Source organism: Streptomyces sp. Tu 3180 (assembly GCF_009852415.1).
GTDB lineage: Bacteria > Actinomycetota > Actinomycetes > Streptomycetales > Streptomycetaceae > Streptomyces.
The window spans coordinates 6,536,372-6,560,915 of the sequence record NZ_WOXS01000002.1 but is presented as its reverse complement, the minus strand read 5'-3'; the positions used below and the strand labels follow the sequence as shown (position 1 = coordinate 6,560,915).

The window sequence follows — 24,544 nt, the reverse complement described above, 5'->3', positions numbered from 1 at the left end:
GGGACGGCCGCGAGGCTCATCGGGTAGTGGTTGGCGTCCTCCCCCACCAGCCCGGTGACCCGCAGTTCGTCCGGGTCGGCCGGGTGCCCGGCCGCCAGCGCGGAGGGGTCGACGGGGTAGTTCTCCGTCACGGTGAGCGTGTCGAACAGCTCGCCGACGCCCTCCTTCCAGCCGCCGAGGGACTGGATGTCGGTCAGGCTCAGCTGCTGGTGGTCCATGAGGGCGGACTGCTGCTTCTGCAGCCGGGCCAGGAGCCCGGCGAGCGACTCGGCGGGGTCGAGGGTGACCCGCACCGGCAGGGTGTTGATGAACAGCCCGATCATGTGCTCGACACCGGGCAGCTCCGGCGGGCGCCCGGAGACCGTGCCGCCGAAGACGACGTCGTCGCGGCCGGTGAGCCGGCCCAGCAGCAGCCCCCACACCCCCTGCAGGACGGTGTTCAGCGTCAGACCGCTCCCGCGGGTGCGGGCCGCCAGCGCCGAGGTGAACTCCTCGGACAGGTCCAGCGTGTGATGGCGCGGCCGGACCGGCCGGCGGTTCGGGTCCGCGGGGGCCAGCAGGGTGGGCTCGCAGACGTCGCCGAGCACCTCCCGCCAGGCCTGCTCGCTCCGTGCCCGGTCCTGCTTGGCCACCCATGCCAGGTAGTCGCGGTACGGCGTCACGTGCGGCATGCCGGACGGGTCGCCGTGCTGCCGGTACAGCGTGAAGAGCTCGCCGACCAGCAGCGGCGTGGACCAGCCGTCCAGCAGGATGTGGTGGTTGCTCACCACGAGCCGGTGCTCGCGCTCGCCGAGGCGCACCAGGGTGAAGCGCACCAGCGGCGGCCGGTTCAGGTCGAAGCGGCGCGCGCGGTCCTCGGCGAGCGCCCGTTCCAGCGCGGCGGGCCGCGCGTCCTGCGGCAGCCCGCCGAGGTCGACCTCCCGGTAGGGCGGCCGGACCCGGCTGCGGACGACCTGCACCGGGCGCTCCAGGCCCTCGTGCCGGAAGCCGGCGCGCAGGCTGGTGTGCCGGGCGACGAGCGCGGCCACGGCGGCCGTCATCCGCTCGGTGTCCACCAGGCCGGTCAGCTCCAGCACCAGCTGCACCGTGTAGACGTCCATCTCCTGCTCGTCGAGCAGCGCGTGGAACAGCAGCCCCTCCTGCAGCGGGGACAGCGGGAGCACGTCCTCGATCGCCGGCTTGCTCATCGGTTCCTCCAGTCGGCGCCGGCCTCGGCGTCGTCGTTTGTGTCGTGCTGGTCGTGCGGGTCCCGCCGGTCCTGGAGAGCGCCGGACGCGCCGGAACCGCCGGTGTCGTCGTCGCTGTCGTCCTCGAGGTACTCGTCGAGGTCGTCGAGGTCGTCGTCGAGCCCGTCGATGTCGTGCTGGCTCAGGGACACCAGCGGCAGGTCGGACGGCGTCCAGCCGCCGGCCTCCGGAGCGGCCGCGTGCTCGGCGAGCATCCGCAGCATGCGGAACCACCCCTCGGCCAGCGCGGCCACGTCCTCCTCGCCGAGCAGTTCCCCGGCCCAGGTCCAGGTGGCCACGAGCTGCGGACCCCCGGGGCCGTCCTGGGTGAGGGCGTTGACCTCCAGCGGGTGCGCCAGCGGCATGGCGTCGTCGCAGCCGCCGCCGAGCCCGCCGGACTCGGGGGCCGGGCCCCAGTCCGCGGCCCCGGCCGTGTCGCCGCCCCCGCCGAGCCGGCCCAGGTAGTTGAACCCGATCTGCGGAGGGGCGAGTGCGGCGAGGACGGGACGGGTGTCCGGGTTGAGGTAGCGCAGCAGCCCGTATCCGAGCCCGTTGTCGGGCACCGCACGCAACTGCTCCTTGATCCGCTTGAGGACCCTGCCCGCGCCCGAGCCGGTGGCGGTGAGCCGCTCCCAGTCCTGGTGGCCGGTCTCCAGCCGCACCGGGTGGAGACCGGTGAACCAGCCGACCGTGCGCGACAGGTCGCGGGCGGCGTCGCCGCCCGGTGCGGTCCTGCCGTGGCCCTCGAGGTCCACCAGGACGCCCCGGGTGTGCCGGCCCCGCCTCTCCTGCCACTCGGCGACGGCCAGCGCGAAGCCGGTCAGCAGCACGTCGTTCACCCCGGCGTGGAACGCGGAGACGACGGAGGTCAGCAGCGGTTCGGTGTGCTCGCGCGCGAGGGACAGGGTGAGGGTGCGCGCGGTCGCCTGGGTGTCGCGCGCCGGGTCGAGCGGACGCTCGCCGAGCAGCGGTTCGCCGTCGGCCAGCATCGTCGTCCAGCGGCTCAGGTCGGCGACGCGTTCGGGCCTCAGGGCCTCCTCGTTCAGCAGGCGGGCCCAGGTGCGGAAGGACGTGGGCACCGGTTCGGGCTCCGGCTTCCCGCCGTCGGCCAGGGCCCGGTACGCCGCGGCCAGGTCGGGGGTGACGACACGCCAGGAGACGCCGTCGACCACGAGGTGGTGGGCGATCAGCAGCAGCCGTCCCGGGTGGTCCGGGCCGGCGTCGAACCAGACCGCCTGGACCATGACGCCGTCCTCGGGCGACAGCCGGTCCCACGCCGCGGTGGCGTGTTCCTCCAGCGCCTCGGCGAGCGTCCCGGCCCGGACCGGTCCGGCCGGCAGCGCGACCCGGTGCAGTAGGGCGGCCGCGTCGGCCGTGCCGCGGTCCGGGACCTCCAGCGACCAGCCGTCGGCGCCGCGCGTCAGCCGCGCCCGCAGCATGTCGTGGTGGTCCAGCAGCGTCTGCAGCGCGCCCGTCAGGTGCTCGGCGGACGCGCCCGCGGGCACCTGGAGCAGCATCGACTGGTTGAAGCGGTCGACGGGCCCGCCCCGCTCCTCCAGCCAGCGGACGATCGGCGTCGCCCCCACCGTCCCGATCCCGGCGTCCGGGCCGTCCTCGGCCGTGCGGTCGACGGCGGCGGCGACACCGGCCAGCGCCTCGACCGTCTTGTGCTCGAAGACGTCGCGCGGGGTCAGGAGCAGTCCGGCCTTGCGGGCGCGGGCGACGAGCTGGATGGAGACGATGGAGTCGCCGCCCAGGTCGAAGAAGCCGTCGTCGACGCCGACGCAGGGCAGTCCGAGGACCTCGGCGAACAGTCCGCAGAGCAGTTCCTCGCGCTCGGTCCGCGCCGCGCGGCCTCCCGCGGCCGCGGCGAGATCGGGGGCGGGCAGCGCCTTGCGGTCGAGCTTGCCGTTGGCGGTCAGCGGCAGGTGCGGCAGCGTCACGAACGCCGACGGCACCATGTACTCGGGCAGTTGCGTACGGAGGTGCTTGCGCAGGTCCTCCGGCTCCACGGCCTCGTCCCGGGCCCGCGGGACGACGTACCCGACGAGCCTGCGCTCGCCCGGGCGGTCCTCGCGCACGACGACGGCGACCTGACCGGCCTGCGGATGCGCCGCGAGGCAGGCCTCGATCTCGCCGAGCTCGATGCGGAAGCCGCGGATCTTGACCTGGTGGTCGGCGCGGCCGACGTACTCCAGCTCGCCGTCCGCGTTGCGGCGGGCCAGGTCGCCGGTGCGGTACATGCGGGTGCCGGGCGGGCCGTACGGGTCGGCGACGAAGCGCTCGGCGGTCAGGGCGTGCCGGCCGAGGTAGCCGCGGGCCAGGCCCGCGCCCGACACGTACATCTCGCCGACGATCCCGGTGGGGACCGGTGCGAGGAAGGCGTCGAGGACGTGGACCCGCAGGTCGGGGATCGGCCGGCCGATGAGGCTGGCCGTCGCCGAGGCGGACCCGGCGGCGTCCAGGTCCCGGTGGGTGACGTGGACGGTGGTCTCGGTGATCCCGTACATGTTCACCAGCCGGGGGGCGTCCTCCGCATGACGGCCGTACCACTCCTCCAGCCGCCACAAATCCAGCGCCTCACCACCGAAGACCACGTACCGCAGGGACAACCGAGCGCCCAGGTCCGGACGCTCCCCCTCCACCCGCATCAGCTGGTAGAAGGCCGACGGCGTCTGGTTGAGCACCGTCACCCCCTCCGCCACCAGCAGCTCCAGGAACTCCTCCGGAGAGCGCGACACCTCGAACGGCACCACCACCAGCCGCCCGCCGTGCAGCAGCGGACCCCACACCTCCCACACCGAGAAGTCGAACGCGTAGCTGTGGAACAGCGTCCACACATCGTCCGGCCCGAACCCGAACCGGTCCTCGGTGGCGGAGAACAGCCGCACCACGTTGCCGTGCGGCACCACCACCCCCTTCGGACGGCCCGTCGAACCGGACGTGTAGATGACGTACGCCGCCGAACCACCGCACAGCACACCACCGCGCTCGGCGTCCGACAGGTCGCCGCCCGGCAGGCCGTCGACCTCCGCCGTGACGTCCGGGGCGTCCAGCACCACCACCGACGCGCCGCCGCAGTCCACCCCCGACAGATCCACCCCCGAGGCGGTCACCACCAGCACCGGAGCGGAGTCCGCCACCATGTGCGCCAGCCGCTCCGCCGGATAGTCCGGATCCATCGGCACGTACGCCGCACCCGACTTCACCACCGCCAGCAGCGCGGTCACCAGCTCCACCGACCTCGGCAGCGCCAGCCCCACGAACCGGCCCGGCCCCGCACCCCCCGCCACCAGCCGGCGCGCCAACCGGTTCGCGGAAGCGTTCAACTCCCCGTAGGAGACCGACCGGTCACCGCACACCACCGCCACCGCCCCCGGCGCCGCGGCCGCCCGCGCCTCGAACAACCCCGCCAGCGACACACCACCGGCACCCGCCTCACCCACCGCCCCGACGGCACCGGCGAGAACGGCGTCCCACTCGGCCGCGTCCAGGACGTCCACGTCGGCGAGCGCCCGGTCGGGCTCCTCGGCCCACGCGGACAGCAGCCGGACGAAGCGCGTGGCGAGGCTGTCGGCCGTGGCCTCGTCGAAGAGGTCGACGGCGAACTCCAGCGCGCCCGTGATCCCGGCGGCCGAGCCCTCCGGGGTCCGCTGCTCGGTGAGGCTCAGCGCCAGGTCGTACTTGGCGACGTGGTGCTCGACCGGGTGACCGCCGAAGGTCAGCCCGGGCAGGTCCAGGCCGTCCGCGGGAGAGGCCTGGTTGTGGAAGGTCAGGTTGACCTGGAACAACGGGTGCCGGGCCGCCGAGCGCTCCGGGTTCAGGACCTCCACGAGCCGCTCGAACGGGACGTCCTGGTGGGCGTAGGCGGCCAGGTCGGTGTCCCGGACCCGGGCCAGCAGCTCCCGGAAGGTCGGGTTGCCGGAGGTGTCGGTGCGCAGCACCAGCGTGTTGACGAAGAAGCCCACGAGGTCGTCGAGGGCGCCGTCGGTCCGCCCGGCGACCGGCGTGCCGATCGGGACGTCGGTGCCGGCGCCCATCTTGGTGAGCAGCGCGGCGGTGGCCGCCTGGAGGACCATGAACACGCTGGTGCCGGTGCGGCGTGCCAGCGCCGCGATCCGGGTGTGCAGCTCGGCGTCGAGCTCCAGCGGGACCAGACCGCCGCGGTGGGACGAACGCTGGGGCCTCGGCCGGTCGGCCGGCAGCGCCAGCTCCTCGGGGAGGTCCGCGAGCGCGGTGCGCCAGTGCTCGAGCTGGGCCGAGATCATGCTGTCCGGGTCGTCCTCGCTGCCCAGCACCTCCCGCTGCCACAGCGTGAAGTCCGCGTACTGCACCCGCAGGGGCTCCCAGTCGGGGGTCCGGGCCCGGCGGCGCGCCGCGTAGGCGGTGGACAGGTCCCTGGCCAGCGGCGCCAGCGAGGCGCCGTCGGCGGCGATGTGGTGCACCAGCAGGTGGAGCACGTGCCGGTCGGGGGCGAGGGCGAAGAGGTCCGCCTTCAGCGGCACGTCCGTCGTCAGGTCGAAGACGTGGCCGGCCGCGGCGCTCAGCGCGGCGGGCAGTTCGGCCTCGGTGACCTCGGTCACCGGCAGCTCGACGCCGACGGCGGAGGTCTCCAGCACCGACTGGCGCGGGCGCCCGTCGGTGTCGGGGAAGACGGTCCGCAGGCTCTCGTGCCGGTCGACCACGTCACGCAGCGCGGCGGCGAGGGCCGCCCGGTCCAGGTCGCCGGTCAGGCTCAGCGCCAGCGGGATGTTGTACGCCGTGCTCGGCCCCTCGAGATGACCGAGGAACCACAGTCTGCGCTGGGCGAAGGAGAGCGGGATCTCCGCGGGGCGTTCGACCGCGCGCACCGCGGGGCGGACCCCGGACGCCGGACCGAGCCGCCGGACGAGTTCGGCCACGGTCGGGTGCTCGAAGACGCTGCGCACCGGCAGCTCCACGCCGAGCTCCTCCCGGACCCGGCTCGCGAGACGGGTGGCCAGCAGGGAGTGGCCTCCGAGGTCGAAGAAGCCGTCGTCGACGCCGACGGACTCCACCCCGAGCACCTCGGCGAAGATCGCGCACAGCGATGCCTCCACGGGCCCGGAGGGCGCCCGTCCCGTGCCCGGGGTCCGGCCGTAGGCGGGTGCGGGGAGTGCGGTGCGGTCGAGTTTGCCGTGGACGGTGAGGGGGAGGGCGTCGAGGACGACGACGGCGGCCGGGATCATGTGGTCGGGCAGGGTGGTGCGCAGCCGGTCGCGCAGGAGGCCCGGTTCGAGGTCGGTGTCGGGGTCGGGGACGGTGTAGGCGACCAGGCGGCGGTCGCCGGGGCGGTCCTCGCGGACGGTGACGGCGGCCTGGCGGACGCCGTCGAGAGCGCGCAGGGCGGCCTCGATCTCTGCGGGTTCGATGCGGTAGCCGCGCAGTTTGACCTGGTCGTCGGTGCGTCCGAGGTATTCGAGGTCGCCGTCGGGGGTCCAGCGCACCAGGTCGCCGGTGCGGTACATCCGCTCCCCCGGCGCCCCGAACGGGCAGGCGACGAAGCGCTCGGCGGTCAGGCCGGGGCGGTCCAGGTAGCCGCGGGCCAGGCCGGTGCCGGCCACGTAGAGCTCGCCGGTGACGCCGGGGGCGACCGGGCGCAGTGCCGGGTCCAGGACGTAGGCGCGGGTGTTGGTGAGGGGGCCGCCGATGGGGACGGGGCCGGGCCGGGTGCCGGTGAGCGGGGTGCTCATGGTGGCGCACACGGTGGTCTCGGTGGGTCCGTAGGCGTTGATCATGCGCCGGCCGGGTGCCCAGTCCCGCACCACCCGGGCGGGGACGGCCTCGCCGGCGACGACGAGGGTGGTCAGGCCGGGCAGGTCGGCGGGGTGCATCGCGGCCAGGGCGACCGGGGGGATCGTGGCGTGGGTGACGCGCAGGTCGCTCACGGTGCGGGCCAGGTCGGGGCCCGGGCGCAGCCGGTCCGCGGCGGCGGTGACCAGGGTGGCGCCGGACAGCCAGGCGGTGAAGACCTCCGAGACGGAGGCGTCGAAGCTGGGCGAGGCGAACTGCAGCAGCCGGCTGTCACCGCTCAGCGCGAAGCGGTCGATCTGGGCGGAGGCGAGGTTGCCCACACCGGTGTGGGCGACCACCACCCCCTTCGGGCGGCCGGTGGAACCGGAGGTGTAGATGACATAGGCCGGATGCGCGGCCTCCAGCGGCGACAACCGCTCCCCATCCGTCGGATCACTGGCGGGGTGATGGCCGAGGGGGAGGTCTCCGATGTGCAGAACTGTGCGTGTGCCGGTGGTGGGCGGGAGGGGGACAGGTCGTGGGTGAGGACGAGGACGGGGTCGGCGTCGTCGAGGGTGTAGGCGATGCGGTCGGCCGGGTGGGCCGGGTCGACGGGCAGGAACGCGGCACCGGCCTTGAGGACCGCCAGTTCCGCCACGAAGAGCTCCACCGAGCGGGGCAGGACCAGGGCGACGACGCGTTCGGGTCCCGCGCCGTGGCCGATCAGGAGGTGGGCGAGGCGGTTGGCCCGCTCGTTGAGCTCGCGGTAGGTGAGGCTCTCCCCGTCCGCGCAGAGCAGGGCGGTGCGCGAGGGGGTGCGGGCGGCCTGCGCCTGGAACAGCTCCGGCAGGGTGCCGGTGAGGACCGGCGCGGTGGTGTCGTTCCAGGTGGTGAGGATCTGGGCGCGTTCGGCCGCGGACAGCACGTCCACCGCGCCCACCGGCGCGTCCGGATCGGCCACCACGGCCCGCAGCACCCGCTCCAGCCGCTCCACGAAGGTCTCCACCGTGGCCCGGTCGAACAGGTCCACGGCGAAGTCCACGAACCCCTCCAGCCCGGCCGGAGCCCCCTCCCCCACCGACCGCTCACCGAAGGTCAGGGAGAGGTCGAACTTGGCGGCGCCCGTGTCGGCGTCCTCGTTCCGCACGGTCAGACCGGGCAGGTCGAGGTCGCCCGCCCCCGCGTTCTGCAGGGTGAGCATGACCTGGAAGAGGGGGTGGCGGGACAGGGAGCGCTCCGGGCCCACCAGGTCCACCAGACGCTCGAAGGGGATGTCCTGGTGGGCGTAGGCCTCCAGGTCCCTCTCGCGGACCCGGCCCAGCAGTTCGCGGAACGTCGGGTCGCCGGAGGTGTCGGTGCGCAGCACCAGCGTGTTGACGAAGAACCCCACGAGGTCGTCCAGCGCGCTGTCGGTCCGCCCCGCCACCGGGGTGCCCAGCGGCACGTCCGTGCCGGCGCCCAGCTTGCCCAGCCACACCGCGACCGCGGCCTGCAACACCATGAACAGGCTCGCGCCGGACTCCCGCGCCAGCCCCGCCAGCCCCGCGTGCACCTGCGCGTCCAGCGCGAAGGGCACCACGTCACCGCGGTACGAGGAGTGCACCGGACGCGGCCGGTCCACCGGCAGCGGCAGCTCCTCCGGGATGCCCGCCAGCGCCTCGCGCCAGAAGGCCAGCTGACCCGAGACCAGGCTCTCCGGGTCGTCCTCGCTGCCCAGCACCTCCCGCTGCCACAGCGCGTAGTCCGCGTACTGCACCGGCAGTTCGCCCCACGACGGCGCCTCACCACGGCACCGCGCCGCGTACGCCACCGACAGGTCATGCGCCAGCGGACCCATGGACCACCCGTCGGCGGCGATGTGGTGCAGGACGAGCAGCAGCACGTGCTCCCGCTCGCCGAGCCGGAACAGCGTCGCCCGCAGCGGCAGGTCGGTGGAGATGTCGAAACCGCGCGCCGCGGTCGCGCCGAGCGCCGCCCGCAGGTCCTTCTCGGGGACCTCGACGACGTTCAGCCCGGGTGCGGCGTCGTCCAGGACGACCTGGACCGGGCTGCCGCCGATCTCGCGGAAGACGGTGCGCAGCGCCTCGTGGCGGCCGACCACGTCGTGCAGGGCCGCGGCCAGCGCGACGGGGTCGAGCACGCCGGTGAGCCGCACCGCGACCGGCAGGTTGTACGTGGCGGCCTGCGCGTCGTCCAGCCGGCTGAGGAACCACAGCCGCTGCTGCGCGTACGAGACGGGCAGGTGCTCGGGGCGCGGTGCCCGGGACAGGGCCCGGCGGGCCGGGCGGGCGTCGCCGAGCAGCGGGGCGAGTCCCGCCGGGGTGGGTGTCTCGAAGAGGGCCCGGATGGGCAGTTCGACGTCGGCCTCGGTACGGATCCGGCTGATCAGGCGGGTGCCCAGCAGGGAGTGGCCGCCCAGGTCGAAGAAGCTGTCGTCGGCCCCGGCCGGGGCGTCGAGTCCGAGGACCTCCCCGAACAGGCGGCACAGCAGGGCCTCCTGCTCGGTGGCGGGGGCGCGGCCGGGTTCCCCGGTCCGTGCCTCGGGGGCGGGCAGGGCCTTGCGGTCGAGTTTGCCGTTGGGGGTGAGCGGCAGGGCGTCCAGGGCGACGAACGCCGACGGCACCATGTACGCGGGCAGCGCGGCCGCCAGGTGCCCGCGCAGCACACCGGCGTCCGGAACCGGCCCGCCACCGGACACGGTGTAGGCCACCAGCCGCCTGTCACCGGGCCGGTCCTCACGGACCAGGACCGCCGCCCGGGCGACGCCGGGATGGGACACCAGGACCGACTCGATCTCACCGAGCTCGATCCGGAAGCCCCGCAGCTTCACCTGGTCGTCGGCCCGCCCCAGGTACTCCAGGGCCCCCTCGGAGTTCCACCGCACCAGGTCCCCGGTGCGGTACATGCGGGTGCCCGGACCCCCGTAGGGGCAGGCGGTGAACCGCTCGGCGGTCAGCGCCGGGCGCCCCAGGTAACCGCGGGCCAGCTGCTCGCCCGCGAGATAGAGCTCCCCCGCCACCCCCGGGGCGACCGGCCGCAGCGCCGCGTCCAGCACGTACACCCGGGTGTTCCACACCGGGTGGCCGATCGGGACGGCGCGGGTCCCCTCGGAGGGGTCGCAGGTCCAGTGGGTGACGTCGACGGACGCCTCGGTCGGGCCGTAGAGGTTGTGCAGCTCGGCGTCGAACAGTTCGAAGAAGCGGGAGCGCTGGTCGCCGGTGAGGGCCTCGCCGCTGCAGATCACCCGGCGGAGGGACGCCCCGCACCCGGCCGCGGCCGGCTCGGCGAGGAACGCCTGGAGCATGGACGGCACGAAGTGCAGCGTGGTGATCCGTTCGGCGCGGATCAGCCCGGCCAGGTAGACCGGGTCCCGGTGGCCCTCGGGACGGGCCAGGACCAGGGTGGCGCCGGTGATCAGCGGCCAGAAGAACTCCCACACCGACACGTCGAAGCCGGACGGCGTCTTCTGGAGCACCCGGTCGTCGGCGCGCAGCCCGTAGCGGTCCTGCATCCACAGCAGCCGGTTGACGATGCCGCGGTGCGGCACGGGCACGCCCTTGGGGCGGCCGGTGGAACCGGAGGTGTAGATGACGTACGCCGGGTTGCCGGGACGGGCGGTGTCCGGCAGCGGTGCGGCGTCGAGGGACCGGAGTTCGGCGGTCAGTTCCGCGTCGTCCAGGGCCAGGCGGGGGGTGCGGAGGTCCGGGAGCTCCGGGAGCCCGGCCGCCGCGACCGTGAGCAGCAGGGCGGGGCGCGCCTCGGTGAGCAGATGGCCGATGCGGTCGGCCGGGTAGTCCGGGTCGACGGGCAGGTAGGCGGCCCCGGCCCTGAGGACGGCGAGCAGCGCGACGACGAGCTCGGGAGAGCGCGGCACCGCGACGGCCACGGTCCGCTCCGGCCCGGCGCCCTCGGCGGCCAGGCGGCGGGCCAGGCGGTTGGCGCGGGCGTCGAGTTCGGCGTAGGTGAGGGTGGTGTCCTCGAAGACGAGGGCCGGCGCGTCCGGGGTGCGGGCCGCCTGTTCGGCCAGGAGGGCGTTCAGGGTGGTGTCGGGCACCTCGTGACGGGTGTCGTTGCGGCGCACGAGGAGTTCGTGACGCTCGACCGGGCCGAGGACGTCGATCCGGCCGATGGTGCGGTCCGCGTCCGCGGCGACGGCCTCCAGCAGCCGGACGAACCGGGAGGTGAACTTCTCGACCGTGGCCCGGTCGAACAGGTCGGTGCTGTACTCGACGATGCCGTCGAGCCCGTCGTGGCTGCCGTCGGCGCCGCGCTTCTCGCCCAGTTCCAGCGCGAGGTCGAAACGGGCCGAGCCGGTCCGCGCCGCGCGGGGCTCGACGCTCAGGCCGGGAAGCTCCAGGGTGGCCCGTTCGGTGTTCTGCAGCGTGAGCATCACCTGGAACAGCGGGTGCCGGGCGAGGGAACGCTCCGGGTTGAGGACCTCCACGAGCCGGTCGAAGGAGACGTCCTGGTGGGCGTAGGCGGTGAGGTCCGTCTCGCGGACCCGGCCCAGCAGTTCGCGGAACGTCGGGTCGCCGGAGGTGTCGGTGCGCAGCACCAGGTTGTTGACGAAGAAACCGACGAGGTCGTCGAGGGCTTCGTCCGTGCGGCCCGCGACGGCGGTGCCGATGGGGATGTCCTCGCCGCAGCCGAGCCGGTCCAGCAGGGCCGCGAGGCCCGCCTGGAGAACCATGAAGAGGCTGCAGCGGCTGTCGCGGGACAGCTGGACGAGCCTGCGGTGCAGCTTCGGGCTGAGCGAGAAGGAGACGACGTCGCCCTCCAGGCTCGCCTGCGCGGGGCGCGGACGGTCCGTGGGCAGCGCCAGCTCCTGCGGCAGGCCGGCCAGGGCCTGCTTCCAGTGGGCGACCTGACGCGCGCCGACGCTGTCCTCGTCGTCCTCGCTGCCGAAGAGCTCGTGCTGCCAGAGGCTGTAGTCGGCGTACTGCACCGGCAGCGGCTCCCACGCGGGGGCCGCGCCGGACCGGCGGGCGGCGTAGGCGGTGGACAGGTCGCGGGCGAGCGGTGCGAGCGACCAGCCGTCACCGGCGATGTGGTGCAGCAGGAGCAGCAGGACGTGTCGCCGCTCACCGAGGGCGAAGAGGGTGACCCGCAGCGGCGTCTCGGCCGCCAGGTCGAACGGGAGGGAGGCCGCCTCGGCGAGCCGGTCGTCGATGTCGTCGTCGGTGGCGGCGACCGGGAGGAGCGGAGCGGCCGGGGCCGGGTCGAGGACGACCTGGTGGGGCCGGCCGTCGGTCTCGGCGAAGACGGTGCGCAGGCTCTCGTGCCGTGCGGTGACGTCGGCCAGGGCCTCGGCCAGGGCGGTGCGGTCCAGTTCGCCGTCGAGCTGCAGGACGAGCGGGATGTTGTAGCCCGCACCGGTGTTGTCGAAGCGGCCGAGGAACCACAGGCGCCGCTGGGCGAAGGAGAGCGGGATCTCGGCCGGCCGCGGCCGGGGCTCCAGGGCCGGCCGGCCGTCCGCGGACCGCTGGAGGAGGGCGGCGAGCCCGGCCGGGGTGGCCGACTCGAAGAGGCTGCGCAGCGGCAGCTCGGCGTCGAACGCGGACCGCACCCGGCTGACCAGGCGGGTGGCCTGGAGGGAGTGGCCGCCGAGGTCGAAGAAGCTGTCGTCCACGCCGACGGACGGGCGGCCGAGGATCTCGGCGAACAGGCCGCAGAGGATCTCCTCCTGCGGTGTGCGCGGGGCGCGGCCGGTGCCGCCGGCCGGCTCCTCGGGCGCGGGCAGCGCCTTGCGGTCGAGCTTGCCGTTGGCGGTGAGCGGGAGTTCGTCGAGCACGACGAACGCCGACGGCACCATGTACTCGGGGAGCCTGGCGGACAGCTGGTCGCGCAGCGCCCGGGGGTCGACCGGCGGGCCCTGGACGTCGCGGGGGACGGTGTAGGCGACGAGTCGCTTGTCGCCGGGCCGGTCCTCGCGGACCAGGACGACGGACCGGCCGACCTGCGCGCAGTCGGTGAGCGCGGCCTCGATCTCGCCGAGCTCGATCCGGAAGCCCCGCAGCTTCACCTGGTCGTCGGCCCGCCCCAGGTACTCCAGGGTCCCGTCCTCGGCGGACCGCACCAGGTCGCCGGTGCGGTACATGCGGGCACCCGGGCCGCCGTAGGGGCAGGCGGTGAACCGCTCGGCGGTCAGCGCCGGGCGCCCCAGGTAACCGCGGGCCAGCTGCTCGCCCGCGAGATAGAGCTCCCCCGCCACCCCCGGGGCGACCGGCCGCAGCGCCGCGTCCAGCACGTACACCCGGGTGTCGTCGATGGGGGCGCCGATCGGAGGCGCCGTGCCGGCACCGGCCGTGAGCGGGGCGCTGATCGTCGCCACGACGGTGGATTCGGTGGGGCCGTAGGCGTTGACCATCCGGCGGCCGGGCGCCCAGCGGTCCACCAGGGCCGCGTCGGTGGCGTCACCGCCCACCACCAGGCTCCGGAAGTGCGGCAGGTCGGTGGCCGGCACCGTGGCCAGCGCGGCGGGCGGGATCAGGGCGTGGGTGATTTGCTGCCCGGCCAGCACCCGGGCCAGCGCCTCGTCGGCGAGCGGCCCCGCGGGCGGGACCACGAGCGCCGCCCCCCACACCAGGCTCATGCACAGCTCCAGCACCGAGGCGTCGAAACTGGGCGAGGAGTACTGCAGCACACGGCTGTCCGAGGTGACCTCACAACGCTCGGCGAGCACCGCGGCGAACGCCGCCAGACCCCGGTGGGTGACCACCACACCCTTCGGACGGCCGGTGGAACCCGAGGTGTAGATCACATACGCCGGATGCGCGAGCGACGGACCGACCGGCCCGACCGCCCCCGCCCCCGCCTCCGCGTCCGCCTCCGCGTCCGCCTCGTCCAGGAGCAGCCGGGGCACGCCCACCGACCCCGGAACACGCTCCGCCTCCCGGGAGGTCGTCACCACCAGGACGGGCCCGGCGTCGTCGAGCATGTAGGCGATGCGGTCGGCCGGATAGTCCGGGTCGACCGGCAGATAGGCGCCGCCCGCCTTCATCACCGCCAGCCGGGCCACGACGATGTCCACCGACCGGGGCAGCAGCAGCGCGACGATCCGCTCCGGACCCACCCCCCGCCCGGCCAGCCGGACGGCCAGCCGGTCGGCCCGCTCGTTCAGCTCCGCATAGGTCAAGGACTCCTCGTCGGACACCACCGCCAAGGCCCCCGGCGCACGGGCCACCCGCGCCTCGAACAACGCCGGGAAGGTCGCGGCGGGCACCGCGGGCCGGGCGCCCCGCCACGCCCGGAACAGGTGCTCCCGTTCCTCGTCGGTGAGGACGTCGAGGCGGCCCAGGAGCTGCTCGGGGGCCTCGGTGAAACGCTCCAGGACGTGCCGCAGCCGCAGGCCGACGAGTTCCACCTGCCCGGCGGTGAACAGGTCCGGGCGGTACCCCATCCGCAGCCGCATCCGCTCCCCCGGGAGGATCGCCAGGCTGAACGGGTAGTGGTTGTCGTCGGTGGTGTGCACGCCGGTGACGCGCAGTCCGGCGGCGGGCTCGGAGAAGCTCTCGGCGTCCACCGGGTAGCTCTCGAACGCCGTGATGGTGTCGAAGAGTTCGCCGCCGCCGAGGAGGGACTGGATGTCGGAGAGGCCGTAGTGCTGGTGGTCCATCAGCTCCGACTGCTGGTCCTGGAGCCGGCGCAGCAGGTCGGCGACCGGCCGTCCGGCGTCCAGGCGGACGCGGACCGGCAGGGTGTTGATGAACAGGCCGACCATGTTCTCCATGCCGGCCATCTCCGGCGGGCGGCCGGAGACGGTGCTGCCGAAGACGACGTCGTCGCGGCCGGTGAGGCGGCCCAGCAGGACGCCCCAGGCGGCCTGCACCACGGTGTTGACGGTGAGGTCGTGACGGCGGGCCAGGGACGCGACGGCCGCGGTCAGCTCCTCGGAGAGCTCGTGGTGGTGGTAGTGCGGGGGTTCGGTGGCGGCGGCCGGGGCGGCCGGGGCCAGCAGGGTGGGCTCCTCGACCCCGGCGAGGGCCCGGCCCCACGCCTTCGCCGCCTCGTCGCGGTTCTGGGCGGCGGCCCAGGCGAGGTAGTCCCGGTACGGCGTGACCCGCGGCAGGACGGTGGCGTCACCGCCCTCGGCGTACAGCACGAACAGTTCCCGCAGCATGATCGCCATCGACCAGCCGTCGAGCAGGATGTGGTGGTTCGCCAGCACGAAACGGAACCGCCGGCCCGGAAGCCGCACGAGGGTGAAGCGCACCAGCGGCGGCGCGGCCAGGTCGAAGTGCTGGGCGCGGTCGGCGGCCATGAGCGCCTCGAGGCGCCGCGGCTCGTCCTCGGCCGCCACGTCCGTCAGGTCGATCTCCTGCCAGGGGAGTTCCACCTCGCGGGGGATGATCTGCACGGGCTTGTCGAACCCCTCGTGCAGGAAGCCGGCGCGCAGGTTCGCGTGCCGCTTCAGCAGGGCGGCGGCGGCCGCCTTCAGGGCCGCCACGTCCAGGGCGCCCTCGAAGTCGAAGGCGATCTGACCGCCGTACACGTCGAGCTCCTGCTCGTCGAGCAGGGCGTGGTACAGCATGCCCTCCTGCATCGGTGACAGGGGGAGGACGTCCTCGAGTCCCGCACCATTCATGACGACTTCCTCCACGTGCTTTCCAGAAGATCGAGTTGTGCCTGCGAGAGGTTCACCAGCGGCATGTCCGACGGTGAGTGGCCGCCCGACTCCGGCGCGGCGGCGTGCCGGGCCAGCGCCTCCAGGGCGTCGAACCAGTGGTCCGCCAGGTCCCGCATGTCCCGCTCGGGGAACAGCCCGTCGGGCCAGGTCCAGGTGACGTTCAGTTCCGGACCTCCGGGAAGGTCCCTGACCAGGGCGTTGATTTCGATGGCGTGGGCCAGGCGGGTGTCCGGGTCGCCGGCGGCGGCTCCGGTCAGGGCGGCCGATTCCGGCGCCACGGCCCAGTCCTGTCCTCCGGCGCCCGGAGCGCCGATGCGCCCGAGGTAGTTGAAACCGATCTGGGGGTCCGGGTACGCGGCCAGCAGGGGGGCCGTGGCCGGGTTGAGGTGGCGGAGCATCCCGTGACCGATGCCGTGGTCCGGCACGGCCCGCAGCTGTTCCTTGACCCGCTTCACGGCGCGTCCCAGGGCCGCGCCGCCGGCCCGCACCTCGTCCCGGTCGAGCTGTCCGGGATCGAGCCGTACCGGGTACACGGTCGTGAACCAGCCGACCGTACGGGACAGGTCGGCGCCCCCGACCACGTCCTCGCGGCCGTGGCCCTCCAGGTCGACGAGGACGGCTGCGTCCTCGCCGAGCCCCCGGCGGCGGCGCCACTGGGCCACGGCCAGGGCGAGCCCGGTGAGCAGGACGTCGTCGACCCCTCCGTGGAACGCGGCCGGGACGTCGGTGAGCAGCGGCGCGGTGCGGTCGGCGGGCAGGCTCAGGGTGAGCGAGCGCGCCCCGGCCGCGGTGTCGGTCTCCGCGAGCGGGCGTCCGCCGAGCGGCACCTCCTCCTCGGAGAGCATCTCCAGCCACAGCTCCACCTCGTCCTCCCGCTCGGCGGCGGCCTCGGTGAGGCGCTGCGCCCAGCGGCGGAAGGAGGTGCCGACGGGGGCGAGGTCCGGCTGTCCGCCGCCGGCGGCGGCCTGCCAGGCGGCGGCGAGGTCCGGGAGCAGGATCCGCCAGGACACGCCGTCGACGACCAGGTGGTGGGCGGTGATCAGCAGTCGTCCCGGGTGGTCCGGGCCGGCGTCGAACCAGACCACCCGGACCATCCGTCCGGCGGCCGTGTCGAGTGCGCGCCAGGCGGCCTCCGCCTCGGCGGCGATCAGGGCCTCCAGGTCCGGGCCGGTGAAGCCGCCCGTGGGGACGCGGACGACGACCTCGGCGGCCGGGACGCTGCCGCGCGCGGGTATCTCCAGCGACCAGGGCGTGTCGCCCCCGCCGCGGGTCACGGCCATGCGCAGTGCGTCGTGGTGGTCCAGCACGGCCTGGACGGCCGTGGTCAGGTGCTCCAGGCCCAGTCCGGCCGGCACCTGCACCAGCATCGACTGGACGAACCCCTCGGTGGCCCCGCCGTGCTCCTGGAGCCAGCGGATGACGGGGGTGGCCGGCAGCGTGCCGACACCGGCGTCCGGGTCCTCCGCGGGGGTGTCCCGCGCCTGGCGGACCACGGGCGCCAGGGCGGCGACCGTCCGGTGCGTGAAGACGTCCTTGGGGGAGAACACCAGGCCGGCGGCGCGGGCCCGGGCGACGAGCTGGATGGAGACGATGGAGTCCCCGCCCAGGTCGAAGAAGCTGCTGTCGACACCGACGTCCGGCAGTCCGAGCACGTCGGCGAAGAGCGCGCACAGTGCCTGCTCGACCGGATCGCCCGCCGCGCGGCCGCCCGTCGCCCGCGCCGAGAAGTCCGGTGCGGGCAGCGCCTTGCGGTCGAGCTTGCCGTTGGCCGTCAGCGGCAGCGCGTCCAGCAGGACGACGGCCGCGGGGACCATGTACTCGGGCAGGGTCCGTCCGAGGCGTTCCCTCAGCACGGCGGGCTCCGGGGAGGCGCCGGCGGCGGGGACGGCGTAACCGACCAGCCGGCGGACGCCGGGAGTGTCCTCCCGGACCACGACGGCGGCCGCGGCCACGTCGGGGCCGGCGGTCAGCGCCGACTCGATCTCGCCGGGCTCGATGCGGAAACCGCGGACCTTGACCTGGTCGTCCGTCCGGCCCCGGTACTCCAGCAGCCCGTCCGCCGTGGCCCGCACCAGGTCGCCGGTGCGGTACATGCGGGAGCCGGGCTCCCCGAAGGGGTTGGCCACGAAGCTGCCGGCGGTCAGTGCGGGGCGGCCCAGGTAGCCGCGGGCGAGCTGGTCGCCCGCGAGGTACAGCTCACCGGTCCCGCCCGGCGGGACGGGCCGCAGGTGCCCGTCGAGGACGTGGACCCGGGTGTTGCGCACCGGCCGGCCCACCAGCGGCCTCTCGCTGTCCGCCAGGGGCAGGAACACCGTGTCGATGGTGGCCTCGGTCGGGCCGTAGAAGTTGTACGCGGTGGTGTGCGGGGCGGCGCGCAGACGCGACCACAGGTCGGGGCCGAGGGCCTCGCCGCCGAGCATCAGCACCGCCGGGTGGTGCCGGCCGTCGGCCAGCATCCCCGCCTCCACGAGCTGCCCGGCGAACGCCGGGGTGAGGTCGAGGAAGTCGATCCTCTCCCGGTCGACGTACCCGGCCAGGGCCTGCGGGTCGCGCCGGGTGTCGTCGTCGATCAGGTGGAGTTCGTGGCCGTCGAGCATCCACAGCACGCCGTCCCAGGCCGTGTCGAAGGAGAACACCGCCGTCAGGGCCACCCGGAAGCGGCCGTCGGGTCCGTCGGCGCGGGCGTGCCGGTCGAAGAGCGTCTCCTTGTGGCCGTGGAACAGGTTGACCAGGTTGCGGTGCTGGACGACCACGCCCTTGGGGCGACCGGTCGAACCCGAGGTGTAGATGACGTACGCCGGGGAGGCGGGCGTCAGCGGCGCGGTGCGGTCGGTGTCCGCCACGTCCGCCGGGTCGGCGGCGGCCAGCAGCCGGCCGGTCTCCTCCGTGTCCAGCACCAGGCGTTCGACGTCCCCGCCGAGCCCTTCCGCCGCCCAGTGGGCGTCCACCTCGCGGTCGGTGAGGACCACCGCCGGCGCGGCGTCCTGGAGGAGGTGGGCGACGCGGTCCGCCGGGAGCGCGGGGTCCACCGTCAGGAAGGCGGCACCGGCCTTCAGCACCGCGAACATCGCGACCAGCACCTGCGTGTCGCGCGGCAGGGCGAGCGCGACGATCCGCTCCGGTCCGACGCCCCGCGCGATGAGCAGCCGGGCCAGCCGGTTGGCCCGCTCGTTGAGCTCCGAGCAGGTCAGCGTGGTGTCGCGGAAGACGACGGCGGTCGCGTCGGGCGTGCCGGCGGCCAGGCGTTCGAGCAGCGTCTGGACGGGGTGCCCGGGCACCGGGTGCAGCAGCGGGTTCCCGCCGGTGCGCGCCGCCTCCCGCTCCCGCGCGGTCAGCACGTCCAGCCGGCCGACCGGACGGTCCGGGTCCTCGGCCACCGCTTCGAACAGCCCCGTCAGCCGGGCGGCCAGGTCCTTCGCCCGGTCCTGCGGGAAGCGGCCCGCGGCGTACTCCAGCCGCAGCCGGAGCCGGTCCCCGGGCAGCGCCGCGAGGGTGACGGGGTAGTGCGTGGCGTCCGCGCCGTCGACGTCGGACACCCGCAGCCCGGTGCCGGGGAGGTCCAGGACCCCGGCGTCCATCGGATAGCTCTCGAACACGGTGAGGGTGTCGAAGAGGTCGCCGATGCCGACGAGTCCCTGGATCTCGGAGAGCTGCACGTGCTGGTGGGGCATCAGTCCGCTCTGCGCGGCCTGGACCCGGGTCAGCAGGGCGGTGACGGTCTCCGCCGGGTCGACGGTGACCCGCACCGGCACGGTGTTGATGAACAGGCCGACCATCGACTCGATGCCGGGCACCTCCGGCGGCCGCCCGGAGACGGTGGCGCCGAACACCACGTCGTCCCGGCCGGTGAGACGGCCCAGCAGCACCGCCCACAGGCCCTGCACCACGGTGTTGAGCGTCAGTCCGGACCGGCGCGCCCACTCCTGGAGCGACGCGGTCAGCTCCTCCGTCAGCTCGAAGGGCAGCTGCCGCGGCACCTCGGCCCCGTGGCCCGCGCCCCGCGTCCCGGAGTCGTCCGGGACCAGCAGCGTCGGCTCCTCCACACCGTCCAGCGCGTCCCGCCACGCGTCCAGGGCGACGGCACGGTCCTGCCGGCCGACCCAGGTCAGGTAGTCGCGGTACGGGGTGACGCGCGGCAGTTCGCGGTCGGCGCCGACGTTGCGGGCGTAGAGGGTGAACAGTTCGCCGAACACGATCGGCATGGACCACCCGTCGAGCAGGACGTGGTGGTTGCTGAACACCAGCCGGTGGCGTTCACCGGCCAGCTTCACCAGGGTGAAGCGCAGCAGGGGCGCGACGGACAGGTCGTAGCGGACGGCGCGGTCCTCGGCGAGGATCCGCTCCAGTCCGGCCCGTCGTGCCGTCCCGTCCAGCCCGCTGAGGTCGGCCTCCCGCCAGGGCAGCTCCACGGCGGCGGGGATCACCTGGACCGGGCGGTCCGCGATGTCCAGGCGGAACGCGGCCCGCAGGTTGTCGTGGCGGGCCAGCAGCGACTCGGCGGCGGACCGCAGGGCGCCGGCGTCCAGCGGTCCGTCCAGGCCGAAGGAGAACTGGACGCTGTAGACGTCCGGTCCGCCCTCGTCGAACATCGCGTGGAAGAGCAGCCCCTCCTGGAGCGGCGCGACGGGCAGGATGTCGGACGGCGCGGGGTACGCCTCCTCGATCCGGTCGATCTGGTCCTGGCCGAGCCGTACCAGCGGCAGGTCGGCCGGGGTGAGGCCGCCCGCCCCGGGCAGGGCGGCGTGCGCGGCGATGTCCCGCAGCGCGTCGAACCAGTCGGCCGAGAGCGCCCTGACGGCGGCCTCGTCCAGCAGGCCCTCGGCCCACACCCAGGTGACGGTGAGCTCGGGACCCTCGCCCTGCCCGTCCCGGACGACGGCGCTGATCTCCAGCGGGTGGGGTACGGCCATCTCCGCGTCGGCGACGCCGAGGCCCAGCAGCAGGTCCGACTCGGCGGCCGGGGCCCAGTCGGCCGGGCCCGCGCCGGCGTCCATGCGGCCCAGGTAGTTGAACCCGATCTGCGGAGCGGGCAGCGCGGCGAGCACGGGCCGCGCCCCGGGATCGAGGTGGCGCAGCAGGCCGTAGCCGATGCCGTTGTCGGGGACCGCCCGCAGCTGTTCCTTGACCCGCTTCACCGCGGCGCCGGCGCCGTCCGTGCCCGCGTCCAGGCGTACCGGGAACATGCTGGTGAACCAGCCCACCGTCCGCGACACGTCGACGCCGTCCAGCACGTCCTCCCGGCCGTGCCCCTCCACGTCCAGCAGCACGTCGCCGCCGTCGAGGCCGCGGGCCCGGCGCCACCTGGGCACCGCCAGCGCCAGCCCCGCCAGCAGCACCTCGTTCGCCCGGGCGCGGAACACCTGGGAGACCTCGCCCAGCAGCGCCGAGGTCAGGGGGGCCGGCAGCGACACCGACAGCGACCGGGTGGTGCCCATGGTGTCGCGGGCCGGGTCGGCGGGACGGTCGCCCAGCAGTGGGTCGGGACCGGTCAGGGTCCGCTCCCAGAAGGGCAGTTCGCCGGCGCGGTCGGCCGTGTGGGCGGTGAGCTCCCGGGCCCAGGTGCGCAGCGAGGTCGGCACCGGGTCGAGCTCGACCGGACGCCCCTCGGTGACGGCCGCACCCGCGGCGGCCAGGTCGGTGAGGAGGATGCGCCACGACACACCGTCGACCACGAGGTGGTGGGCGACCAGCAGCAGCCGTCCCGGGGCCTCGTCCCCCGCGTCGAACCACACGGCCCGCAGCATCACGCCGTCCCCGGGGCGAGGGCGGCCTGCGCCAGGTCGTGGTGCCGGGCGACGGCCTGCCGCAGGGCGGCCCGGGCCATGCCGCGCGCGTCGGCACGCAGGATCAGGCCGTCGGCCCGCACCGCGTCGCGCGGGAGCACCTCCAGGGACCAGCCCCCGGCGCGGCGGTGCAGCCGGCTGCGCAGTGCGTCGTGACGGTCCAGGAGCGCCCGCACCGCCTCGGTGAGCTGCTCCCGGCGCATGCCGGCGGGGACCTGCAGCAGCATCGACTGGCTGAACCGGTCCGTGGGACCGCCGAGTTCGGACAGCCAGGCGACGATGGGCGTGGTGTCGACGGGGCCGACGCCCGCGTCCGGGGCCTCCGACACGCGCGCGGTGGCGGCTTCGGCGGCCTTCGCCAGCGCGGCGACGGTCTTGTGCCGGAAGACGTCGCGGGCGGTGATGCCCAGCCCGGCCGCGCGGGCACGGGCGACGAGCTGGATGGAGACGATGGAGTCGCCCCCGAGGTCGAAGAAGCCGTCGTCGACGCCGACGGACTCCACCCCGAGCACCTCGGCGAAGATCGCGCACAGCGATGCCTCCACGGGCCCGGAGGGCGCCCGTCCCGTGCCCGGGGTCCGGCCGTAGGCGGGTGCGGGGAGTGCGGTGCGGTCGAGTTTGCCGTGGACGGTGAGGGGGAGGGCGTCGAGGACGACGACGGCGGCCGGGATCATGTGGTCGGGCAGGGTGGTGCGCAGCCGGTCGCGCAGGAGGCCCGGTTCGAGGTCGGTGTCGGGGTCGGGGACGGTGTAGGCGACCAGGCGGCGGTCGCCGGGGCGGTCCTCGCGGACGGTGACGGCGGCCTGGCGGACGCCGTCGAGAGCGCGCAGGGCGGCCTCGATCTCTGCGGGTTCGATGCGGTAGCCGCGCAGTTTGACCTGGTCGTCGGTGCGTCCGAGGTATTCGAGGTCGCCGTCGGGGGTCCAGCGCACCAGGTCGCCGGTGCGGTACATCCGCTCCCCCGGCGCCCCGAACGGGCAGGCGACGAAGCGCTCGGCGGTCAGGCCGGGGCGGTCCAGGTAGCCGCGGGCCAGGCCGGTGCCGGCCACGTAGAGCTCGCCGGTGACGCCGGGGGCGACCGGGCGCAGTGCCGGGTCCAGGACGTAGGCGCGGGTGTTGGTGAGGGGGCCGCCGATGGGGACGGGGCCGGGCCGGGTGCCGGTGAGCGGGGTGCTCATGGTGGCGCACACGGTGGTCTCGGTGGGTCCGTAGGCGTTGATCATGCGCCGGCCGGGTGCCCAGTCCCGCACCACCCGGGCGGGGACGGCCTCGCCGGCGACGACGAGGGTGGTCAGGCCGGGCAGGTCGGCGGGGTGCATCGCGGCCAGGGCGACCGGGGGATCGTGGCGTGGGTGACGCGCAGGTCGCTCACGGTGCGGGCCAGGTCGGGGCCCGGGCGCAGCCGGTCCGCGGCGGCGGTGACCAGGGTGGCGCCGGACAGCCAGGCGGTGAAGACCTCCGAGACGGAGGCGTCGAAGCTGGGCGAGGCGAACTGCAGCAGCCGGCTGTCACCGCTCAGCGCGAAGCGGTCGATCTGGGCGGAGGCGAGGTTGCCCACACCGGTGTGGGCGACCACCACCCCCTTCGGGCGGCCGGTGGAACCGGAGGTGTAGATGACATAGGCCGGATGCGCGGCCTCCAGCGGCGACAACCGCTCCCCATCCGTCGGGTCGGTGCCCGGCTGGGCGCCGACCGGCAGGTCCCGGACGCACAGGACGGTACGGTCACCGGCCGCCCCGGCCACCGGCTCGCGCTGATCGGTGAGGACGAGGACGGGGTCGGCGTCGTCGAGGGTGTAGGCGATGCGGTCGGCCGGGTGGGCCGGGTCGACGGGCAGGAACGCGGCACCGGCCTTGAGGACCGCCAGTTCCGCCACGAAGAGCTCCACCGAGCGGGGCAGGACCAGGGCGACGACGCGTTCGGGTCCCGCGCCGTGGCCGATCAGGAGGTGGGCGAGGCGGTTGGCCCGCTCGTTGAGCTCGCGGTAGGTGAGGCTCTCCCCGTCCGCGCAGAGCAGGGCGGTGCGCGAGGGGGTGCGGGCGGCCTGCGCCTGGAACAGCTCCGGCAGGGTGCCGGTGAGGACCGGCGCGGTGGTGTCGTTCCAGGTGGTGAGGATCTGGGCGCGTTCGGCCGCGGACAGCACGTCCACCGCGCCCACCGGCGCGTCCGGATCGGCCACCACGGCCCGCAGCACCCGCTCCAGCCGCTCCACGAAGGTCTCCACCGTGGCCCGGTCGAACAGGTCCACGGCGAAGTCCACGAACCCCTCCAGCCCGGCCGGAGCCCCCTCCCCCACCGACCGCTCACCGAAGCTGAGCGCGAGGTCGAACTTGGCCGCCCCCGTGCCCAGCGGCAGGATCTCCGCGTCGACGTCGCCCAGGGGCAGACGGCCGTGCGCGTCGTTGTCCAGGGTGAGCATGACCTGGAAGAGGGGGTGGCGGGACAGGGAGCGCTCCGGGCCCACCAGGTCCACCAGACGCTCGAAGGGGATGTCCTGGTGGGCGTAGGCCTCCAGGTCCCTCTCGCGGACCCGGCCCAGCAGTTCGCGGAACGTCGGGTCGCCGGAGGTGTCGGTGCGCAGCACCAGCGTGTTGACGAAGAACCCCACGAGGTCGTCCAGCGCGCTGTCGGTCCGCCCCGCCACCGGGGTGCCCAGCGGCACGTCCGTGCCGGCGCCCAGCTTGCCCAGCCACACCGCGACCGCGGCCTGCAACACCATGAACAGGCTCGCGCCGGACTCCCGCGCCAGCCCCGCCAGCCCCGCGTGCACCTGCGCGTCCAGCGCGAAGGGCACCACGTCACCGCGGTACGAGGAGTGCACCGGACGCGGCCGGTCCACCGGCAGCGGCAGCTCCTCCGGGATGCCCGCCAGCGCCTCGCGCCAGAAGGCCAGCTGACCCGAGACCAGGCTCTCCGGGTCGTCCTCGCTGCCCAGCACCTCCCGCTGCCACAGCGCGTAGTCCGCGTACTGCACCGGCAGTTCGCCCCACGACGGCGCCTCACCACGGCACCGCGCCGCGTACGCCACCGACAGGTCACGCGCCAGCGGGGTCAGCGAGGAACCGTCGGCGGCGATGTGGTGCAGGACGAGCAGCAGCACGTGCTCCCGCTCGCCGAGCCGGAACAGCGTCGCCCGCAGCGGCAGGTCCCGTGCGAGG

6 protein-coding genes (2 of these 6 cut by a window edge) are annotated in these 24,544 nt (G+C 74.7%); all 6 read right to left on the bottom strand.

Annotated features, from left to right (window positions below; genetic code table 11):
- Tightly spaced (each overlapping or abutting the next), the 6 genes in view from GL259_RS30165 to GL259_RS38995 form a layout consistent with a single transcriptional unit that may run on beyond the window.
- A protein-coding gene (locus tag GL259_RS30165; RefSeq protein ID WP_159536432.1) for a non-ribosomal peptide synthetase crosses the window boundary here: on the bottom strand, positions 1 to 1,187 show its beginning. It extends 2,785 nt beyond the left edge of the window; 1,187 of the gene's 3,972 nt are visible here — the first part of the coding sequence; the start codon lies at positions 1,185 to 1,187; its stop codon lies off the left edge, out of view.
- The gene (locus GL259_RS30160; RefSeq protein ID WP_279578654.1) at positions 1,184 to 7,375 is read right to left on the bottom strand and encodes a non-ribosomal peptide synthetase; all 6,192 of its coding nucleotides are present in this window, start codon (positions 7,373 to 7,375) and stop codon (positions 1,184 to 1,186) included. The genes GL259_RS30165 and GL259_RS30160 overlap by 4 nt, the downstream gene beginning before the upstream one ends.
- Positions 7,276 to 15,561 (bottom strand): non-ribosomal peptide synthetase, encoded by an 8,286-nt coding sequence (locus GL259_RS39010; protein ID WP_279578637.1) that lies wholly within the window; start codon positions 15,559 to 15,561, stop codon positions 7,276 to 7,278. The genes GL259_RS30160 and GL259_RS39010 overlap by 100 nt, the downstream gene beginning before the upstream one ends.
- Positions 15,558 to 21,347: a non-ribosomal peptide synthetase gene (locus GL259_RS39005; protein WP_243762418.1), complete on the bottom strand. Its 5,790-nt coding sequence runs from the start codon at positions 21,345 to 21,347 to the stop codon at positions 15,558 to 15,560. Before GL259_RS39005 ends, GL259_RS39010 begins: the two co-directional genes overlap by 4 nt.
- Positions 21,347 to 22,705, bottom strand: a complete 1,359-nt coding sequence (locus GL259_RS39375; RefSeq protein ID WP_279578636.1) for an AMP-binding protein — start codon at positions 22,703 to 22,705, stop codon at positions 21,347 to 21,349. The genes GL259_RS39005 and GL259_RS39375 overlap by 1 nt, the downstream gene beginning before the upstream one ends.
- Positions 22,678 to 24,544, bottom strand: partial view of a non-ribosomal peptide synthetase gene (locus GL259_RS38995; protein ID WP_279578635.1) — the 3' portion only. 12,614 nt of this gene lie beyond the right edge of the window; 1,867 of the gene's 14,481 nt are visible here — the last part of the coding sequence; its start codon lies off the right edge, out of view; its stop codon occupies positions 22,678 to 22,680. Before GL259_RS38995 ends, GL259_RS39375 begins: the two co-directional genes overlap by 28 nt.

Excerpts from the sequence above, each read along its gene's own strand:
- GL259_RS39005 (WP_243762418.1), bottom strand. The coding sequence starts at position 21,347 with ATGCTGCGGGCCGTGTGGTTCGACGCGGGGGACGAGGCCCCGGGACGG.
- GL259_RS39010 (WP_279578637.1), bottom strand. The coding sequence starts at position 15,561 with ATGAATGGTGCGGGACTCGAGGACGTCCTCCCCCTGTCACCGATGCAG.
- GL259_RS39375 (WP_279578636.1), bottom strand. The coding sequence starts at position 22,705 with ATGCACCCCGCCGACCTGCCCGGCCTGACCACCCTCGTCGTCGCCGGC.